6 protein-coding genes are annotated in these 4,832 nt (G+C 61.3%); 2 read left to right on the top strand and 4 right to left on the bottom strand.

The window, feature by feature from the left end; genetic code table 11:
- Positions 1-328: 328 nt before the first annotated feature.
- The 3 genes from OP495_RS16540 to OP495_RS16530 all read right to left on the bottom strand — a co-directional run bounded on the left by OP495_RS16540 (position 329) and on the right by OP495_RS16530 (position 2,263).
- The gene (locus OP495_RS16540) at positions 329-577 is read right to left on the bottom strand and encodes a hypothetical protein (RefSeq protein ID WP_280570813.1); all 249 of its coding nucleotides are present in this window, start codon (positions 575-577) and stop codon (positions 329-331) included.
- Positions 578-580: 3 nt separating this feature from the next.
- Positions 581-1,159 (bottom strand): hypothetical protein, encoded by a 579-nt coding sequence (locus tag OP495_RS16535; protein WP_280570812.1) that lies wholly within the window; start codon positions 1,157-1,159, stop codon positions 581-583.
- Between the two features lie 702 nt (positions 1,160-1,861).
- Positions 1,862-2,263, bottom strand: a complete 402-nt coding sequence (locus OP495_RS16530; protein WP_280570811.1) for a MobC family plasmid mobilization relaxosome protein — start codon at positions 2,261-2,263, stop codon at positions 1,862-1,864.
- A 667-nt stretch (positions 2,264-2,930) separates the two neighbouring features.
- Here OP495_RS16530 and OP495_RS16525 point away from each other — a divergent pair.
- Positions 2,931-3,806, top strand: a complete 876-nt coding sequence (locus OP495_RS16525; RefSeq protein WP_280570809.1) for a replication initiation protein — start codon at positions 2,931-2,933, stop codon at positions 3,804-3,806.
- A gap of 36 nt (positions 3,807-3,842) precedes the next feature.
- Here the strand turns inward: OP495_RS16525 and OP495_RS16520 are convergent, their stop codons facing one another.
- Entirely contained in the window at positions 3,843-4,151 is a 309-nt protein-coding gene (locus OP495_RS16520; RefSeq protein WP_280570808.1) for a type II toxin-antitoxin system RelE/ParE family toxin, read from the bottom strand.
- 302 nt (positions 4,152-4,453) lie between these two features.
- On the opposite strand from OP495_RS16520, the gene OP495_RS16515 reads away from it, so the two are divergent.
- Complete coding sequence (locus OP495_RS16515) at positions 4,454-4,765, top strand: HigA family addiction module antitoxin (protein WP_280570806.1); 312 nt, start codon at positions 4,454-4,456, stop codon at positions 4,763-4,765.
- Positions 4,766-4,832 lie beyond the last annotated feature (67 nt).

Genomic DNA, 4,832 nt, shown 5'->3' with positions numbered 1-4,832 from the left:
AGCGCCTCGCGCCAGCGCCTGCGCCGGAAGAAGAGGAAGCTTAGAGACACCTCTAGCTCCCATGTGACGCTCTCTCGGAGACACTTCGCGCTGGGTTCACCTAGCGCGAAGCCCAAAGGGACTGATCAGCCTAACTCCGGACCATTGCCGCCACGGTTCCAGGCGTCCCGATCAGGTTCTTTTAGGGGCTCCTGGGTCCGTTCCTGACTCCATACGTCACGAAGGGAAGGGGGCACACTCTGCGGCTCCTGGGCGGCCTTCTCACGATCCTGACGCTGCCGTTCTAGCTGCCGGGCCTGCCATGCCTGATAGGCCGTCTCTACCCGCTCTACCGTGTGCCCAAGCCGTTCAGAAGCTCCGTTAAGCGCTCGACGCGCCCGGTCAGCTGCTCCAGAGCGGCGGCGTTCTGGCGATCGTTCTCTTCCAGCTCGCGGCGCAGTGACTGGCTCTCGGCCTGCTGCTGGTTCAGCGCCATTTGCAGCTTGTCGAGCTGCTCGGATAGCCCGTTCACTAGCCTCTCGGAGTCGCGCTGCTGCTGCTCGAGCTGCTGCAAGAGCAGGGTTTCCAGTTCCGTCACTTTTTAGTCCTTCGTTTTCGTCAGGCTCACCACTGGCGTGCCGTCGTCCATGTGCCCCTTCCAGGCCTCGCCGACCAGGTACGTCTCGCCTTGGATCGTGCGGACCTCCAGGTGATCCCCCAGCCTTGGCAGGCTCTCGGCCCGCTGGATCTCGTCGCGCAGCGTCGCCAGCTGCTGAATCCGGCTGTCGATCAGCCGGTCGGCTATGGCCAAGCCTCCCGCTGTCACGCCGCCCACGGCCAGCATCACGGCTAACGTGATCGCTACCGGGCGCGTCCAACTCCGCAAACCGCCCACTCGGCTCAGGCGCTCGGCCTGTGCCGCCGCGCTCGCCAACCTCTGTTCGATGCCCTCGATCTGCTGCCGCTGCTGTGTCTCTGCCTCGCTGAGCGCCGATGTCAGGCGTTCGGACTGCCCCCGGATAACGGCTTCGGTTGTACTCCGCGCGTCGCTCAGAAGCGCCTGCAAGCCTTTCTCGTGCTCGCTGAGCTGCTTCCGGGTCACGTCGTCCAGCTCGTCCATCTGCTGCGCTCTGCGCTCGGCGAGCTTCTCGCTCAAGGGTTTGGTCGATGGTCCAGTCATCGCGGAACAGTTCTCCTCTAAGCCGTATGGCTTTCTCGGCGCCCTCCGGGCGCACGCTGACGTAGGACGCCCCGGCGCGGGTGATCTCGCCGATCTCGGCGAGCTCTTGGCGCACCTCCTGGGCATTCGTCACGAGTCCCTCGGCGGCCAGGGCCTCGATGTGCTCGCTGATCTCGTCTCTAGTTTGGGGGTGTCGGTCGGACCGGCTACGGCCCTGAGCCTCGTGACCGGGCTGCACGTACCGCGCCCGGTCGGGATCGTCTGGCCGTGCCCACCCCCGCTCGTGGTTCCAGGCGTCGCGCAAGGCGTCGAAAGTCTTTTCGTGCCCTGGTGGCGCGATGTTCATCGCCTTGCCGCTCGACAGCTCCACACGAGCCGTCAGCGTGTGGACGTGTGGCGTCCCGTTGGCCTCGCGGTGCAGGACGGCGCAGGTGGCGTACTGGTCGGCCTCCAGCCCGGCAAAGGCCGTGTTCTCCCACTCCTCTAGGACCTGGGCGATCTCGGCGGAAGAAGGGTTGTCCTCGGGCGACCACGCGATGACGCCCGATGTGTAGCGCCACTGGTGGGTGCTAGCGTCGGCGACCTGGGCGACCATACCCGGATCGCCGCGCAGGACCGTGACCTCGGTACGTTCCTCGCCTTTGTGGTCGTGCTCCTGGAGCAGATACTCCACGGCGCCGCCGGCACTGCCCTGGCCGTGGCTCAGGAACTTGATATGCACGGGTCGCCCTCCTCACCCTGGTCGTCGGGATAGTACCGGGGCAACTCAGCAAGCCGGTGCAGCTCGCGCTGGATCGCCGCTAGTTCGGCAAGCAGGCTGGCAACGTCACCGGTATCGAGCCCGAGGCCGTTGAGACGGCGGGCGATCTGGTTGACGTTGCTGCCGGTGGCCGCGAGCTGACGCAACAGCGCTGGATCAGCGGTCAGCGTGCGCAGCCGTCGACGGTGATGCCGGTGGCCAGTCTGTACGGCGTCGCCACCGTCAACGCGCTGCCGAACCCAGTCGCTCACCGACTGGTCGGCGGCCTCCGCCTGCCGCTTCCAGTCGGCGGCAGTGTCGTCGGGAAGCCGTAGCGTCACCCTCCGGGTGAGGCGTTGAGTCATGCCAATGGCTCCAGGGTTGAGGTATCGGGGATTGAAGGGGCAGCGCCCCTCACCAGCCCCTGTCGACAAAGAGCGTCAGCGATTTTGTCAGACAGGGTAGGCTGGCTTATAAGCCTAATTCGATCTATATCTCATCGTAGCACACCACTCCTATCGAAGAGGACGAGTTCCACTTGTCGGCTTCTGGTGCAATCGGATCGGAGATCCGACCGCACCGGAAGCTGGTGTTTATGCCGCAAAGCGGCATGCTAAACAGGGTTTGGTGGGCGTCAGCCCACCGCCCTGCTGAACAGGGGGTTCATTGCGGATCTGCACTGGGTTATGCGGCGGAGCCGCCCACTACACCTAGGCGCGCAGCCGCGAAGCGGCTCGAAAGCGCCTATGCCGCGCCTCTGGCGCGCCGTCATCAGGCCCGCGTCAGCGGGGGCGGAGCGGAGCGGAGGGTAGGCGAGCGCGTATACGCTCTTTTCTGTACCTTTTCCCCTTTTCCCCTTTTAGGCTATGTATATTATTGATAATAAAGAGAAAATAACGCAAAAAGGGGAGGGATAGGTGGTAAAAAGGGGAGGGATAGGTGGTAAAAAGGGGAGGGATAGGTAGTTGTAAGGGGGAGGGATAGGTGGTATTAAGGGAGGAATTATAAAATACTCCCTTAATGGAGATACCTTTGAGTACACCGCTGGTCTACAAGAGCAATGCTTTAATCGAAGCGTCCTACCGGCTCAGTGTCTACGAGCAGCGGATCATCCTGGGGTGCATCGCCCAGGTACGGCGGGATGAACCACTGACAGACCAGCGGCTCTACACGGTCAGCGCCCAGCAGATAGCCCAGGATGCCGATGTGAGTGTCGACCGCGCCTACCAACACCTCAAAGCCGCATCAGAGCGCCTGTTCCGCCGGGAAGTGACGTTGCATGAAGCTCCGAATGGGCAGGGCGCGGCCCAGGTCAGGCTGACACGCTGGGTGCAGGAGGTCGTCTACCAGAAGGATCAAGGCACGATAGCCCTTCGCTTCAGCCAACCCATGGTGCCCTACCTCTCACAACTCACGGAGCAATTCACCCGCTACGCTCTGACCGACGTGGCCCGCATGGACAGCGCTCACGCCATCCGGCTCTATGAGCTGCTCTGCCAGTGGCGCGAAACCGGTCAGCGTGAGGTATCCGTGGAGTGGCTGCGAGAGGCATTTCAGCTGGAGGGGAAGTATCCTGCCATCAAGGATTTCAAGCGCTGGGTGGTCGTGCCCGCCGTCGAGCAGGTCAACGAGCACAGCCCGCTATGGGTGAAATGGGATCAGCGCAAGACAGGGCGGCGAGTGTCCCACTTCGTTTTCACCTTCGGCGAGAAGCCTCTGGAAGGTTCGCAGAAGCTGCGCAAAGGATCTAACAGGGCGAAGGCTGGAGCGGCGCCTCAAAACAGATCAGGGGCGCTCTACGGCATCCCCAGGTCAACCATCGAACACCAGGCTAGGGCTGGGGAGAGCTACGAGGATGCTGCACTGCGCATCCTAGAACAAAGCAGGCGTGAAAAAAGCCGCCTCTAGGGCGGCCTTCGTGACTTCGGGTCGCAGGTTGGACCGTCAGTGGGGATCGCAGTAGTCCAGATTGAAGAAGTAGCCCCGCGCCTTGTCGAACTGGAACAGAAGACGGTAGTTACCACTCACAGAGACCGAGTGAACCCTATCGGTTCCCCTGCCCTGTCCCTTCCAGGGGTGGTAGTCCGCACCCAAGACCTTAATCAGATCCAGAGTCTGCTCAGCATCAAGGATCGACAGGTAATCACTCAGTGTATCTACCTGGTCGGGAGGGACCTTGGACAAATCGCCCTGGAACAGCTTCTTCAGGGCCTTCCCGCCTGGGGTGTTCTTGAAACTCTTGTTATCAATCATACCTCATACCTCATACCTCATATGGATTTAGGGTCAGTTGGCGCTGGCCCTACCCGGAGAGGCTGAGTTTGTAAGGCTTTCAAGGCTTCAATTCTTGCAAAATTCCTTGAGGGAAAGGAACTGAGTGCCTATAATGCCCGCGTCTAAGTAATTATTTACTAGCTTCTCCGTGGTTCAAAAACGAGCCAACGCCAACGGCGTAGCGTAGCAGAAGCGTAACCTCTTGTCAATAGAGAGGTTTTCTTTTTTCCCTATCCTTGCGTATTGCGCAAAGCGCAAGGATAACCTAGGAGCTCCCAATCATGTCCTTCGCTCTTGCCCGCCATCCGGGCGGGATCATTCGTCGTCGCCTCATGGAGCCCCAAGGGCTGACCATGACCGACCTTGCTTCGGCCATGGGGGTTGCTGTCTCGTCCGTGAGCCGTGTCATCAACGAAAAGGCTGAACTGAGCGGTGATATGGCTCTCCGCCTCAGTTACGTTCTTGGCGGGGACCCGGAAACGTGGCTGACGATGCAGATAAAGTACAACTTGGCCCAAGCCAAGACTCACTTTGACCCCGAAACCCTGAAGCGCCTCGCGCCAGCGCCTGCGCCGGAAGAAGAGGAAGCTTAGAGACACCTCTAGCTCCCATGTGACGCTCTCTCGGAGACACTTCGCGCTGGGTTCACCTAGCGCGAAG

The sequence above is a fragment of the Chromohalobacter sp. 296-RDG genome (assembly GCF_029889885.1).
Classification (GTDB): Bacteria; Pseudomonadota; Gammaproteobacteria; order Pseudomonadales; family Halomonadaceae; genus Chromohalobacter.
Note: the sequence above shows the minus strand (reverse complement) of the source record. Positions and strands in the feature narration are given on the sequence as shown.